Annotated in this window: 1 protein-coding gene; it reads right to left on the bottom strand. The window is 64.9% G+C overall.

Going from position 1 to position 2,248, the window contains the following annotated elements; genetic code table 11:
* Position 1: 1 nt before the first annotated feature.
* On the bottom strand, positions 2–2,248 hold a 2,247-nt coding region (locus tag ABGB16_RS33525; RefSeq protein WP_347672065.1), incomplete at its 5' end, for a hypothetical protein.

The following is a 2,248-nucleotide window of genomic DNA, read 5'->3' as shown; positions in this document are numbered from 1 at the left end:
GTCAGGTCGGTGGGGGCGTGGTGTCGGTTTCTTGTTTGATGGGTGGGAAATTCTTCTCCGCGTTTTCCCCGGCGAAGTAGGAAGGGCCGTAGTCGACGATGACGATGCGATTGGGGTTGATAATAGGGTCGAATAGGTTGTTCAGACCGAAGAGCATCAGGATCTCCTGTCTGCGTATTTTGATGTTTTTGTCGGGGATCCTGACGGTGAATTGCAGGAACACCGAGTTGGTGCGGTGGATGTCGGGTTCCCTGGTGCCGGGTTTGAGTGCGGTGTTGGCGAAAGCAATGGAGTTTGCGGCGCCTTCGGCGCTCATGGCGATGGTGCGCTTGACTCGTCGTTGAGGCTCAAGTCGCGGACGGCGAGGCCGACGACCAGGGTGTTCGTTGGAAGTGCGGTGGGTTTCGAGGTCCGCCGAATAGGATGGGTACTGCGGGTGGTCTTGTTCCCAGACTGCTATTTGTTGGTTATTTTCGAGCACGGCGCCGAGGTACGCGCCGAGCAGTTCCATGAGGAAGTTCTGCAGGAGGGTGGCCAGGGCCAACCCCAACTTGCCTTCGAGTCGGTCGCGTCCGCGTTCGTGAGGCTCCAGGAGTTCTTTGGTCATGCGGATGACTGCTACTCGTGGGTCTTTCAAATATCGGCGGAGGAACCTTGCGACCTTCGGGTCGAGCCGGGGCCACAGGTCCTCCAGCACCTCTGGGTCTTCTACTGATTCGCCGAGGGTCAGTCGGATGATCTCCGCTGCGACCATCTGATCGAGCAGGGGCCACAGGCGCTCCCACTCCTCGTGTGATAGGCGGGGTAGCCGGGGGTCGTGCGGGTCGTTGGCGATGTCCTTCAGGATCTGTTTGGGCGAGTCCATGCTGGCGGTGATTAGGTGGGCGTTTTTACGGACGTCGGGGTGTACCTGGCCTTTGTCGTCGGCGAAGGGTTCATAGACCCGTCCGCGCGGGTCGTCACGGTCGCGCCAGGGGAAGGCGTCGTCCAATGCCGGGTCTGGTGGGACCTTGTCTGTGATCTCTTTCATCAGCACGAGTTCTTGGTCGTATACGTCGTCGTCGTCGTTGACCCAGGTGGTCTCGGTCAGTCCCTGACCGAGGTAATGCCGCTTTAGTGGTGTGGTGCTTGGTTCTGGGTTCAGTTGGTCGGGGTGGGGCCGCGACCTGACGGTGGCCGTCAGTCGGGGAGGCGACGAGGTCTGCGCTGCCGGTTGCTCCTGGCCGGCCTGCGCCTGCCGGGGCTGGGTGGGGACCGGTGCGGATGTCGCATGGGAAGCTCCGGTGCCCTGCTGGTCGTCGTTGACGGCGGCGGCGTTGTAGTGGTTGAGGATGGTCGGGTTGTTCGGGTCGGCCGCGACGTGGTACAGGTCGACCGGCCGGCGGCCGGTGTCCGGGCCGTACTCGGCGCTTGTTGTCGGTTGCGCTCCCTGCCGGGGTACCCGCCAGATGGTGACCCGGCGGCCGGTGGCGTGGGCCAGCAGGGGGCCGAGGAACTCCGCGGCCGGGGCGCTCCACTGCTGTTGCCAGTTGTCCACCGTTGATCGGACCACGGCGAGTTCGTCGGGTTCGAGTTGGCGGTCGGACTCGGTCAGCACGCTGACCAGATAGTTCCGGGCCGTGTCGGGGTGCAGGTTCCCCACCGGGAAGCCCTGGCCGTGTTGCGTGAGGAAGTCCAGTTGCCGCTGCGGTGCGTCCGTCGGCGCGCCGAGATCCGGCGGCCCGCCGGGCAGCATCGCCATGGCGCGTACCGCGTGGTACCGGTGCGCGATCACGTCCGGAGGCAGCATGCTGGCGTCGGTGACGTACGTGCCGCGGTCGGTGACGTGAGGGCTGCCGTCGGTGACGTGAGGGCTGCCAAGGTAAGTCAGCCAGTCCAGCACCTCCTGGTGGCTCAGGTCCGCCACCTGCTGCTCACGCTGTTCGCGGAAGTTGATCCGCTGCCTGGTCACCTCGGGGGGCAACTGTCCGGCGTTGCTGTCCAGGTACCGCCGGACGTGGGTCTGCAACAGCTTGCTCACCTGTCCGAGCGGGGATCCGGGGGGTACCTCCTCCGGGCCGACCAGCCCCACCACGCTGGTACGCACCCGGCCGGGATCGGACAGGAACTGGTCCAACTCCTCGGGCAGGTGCGGGCGCAGCACGTCACGGACCCCGATCGGATCGGTGGCGATGAAGGCGTACAGCATGCAGTACCCGTCACCCGGCACCGGCAACATCGGATCCGGGCCGGCCACCGATGCGATGGC

The sequence above is a fragment of the Micromonospora sp. B11E3 genome (genome assembly GCF_039871625.1).
Taxonomy (GTDB): Bacteria; Actinomycetota; Actinomycetes; order Mycobacteriales; family Micromonosporaceae; genus Micromonospora.
The sequence above is the reverse complement of the archived record's forward strand: the minus strand, read 5'-3'. Positions and strand labels throughout refer to the sequence as shown.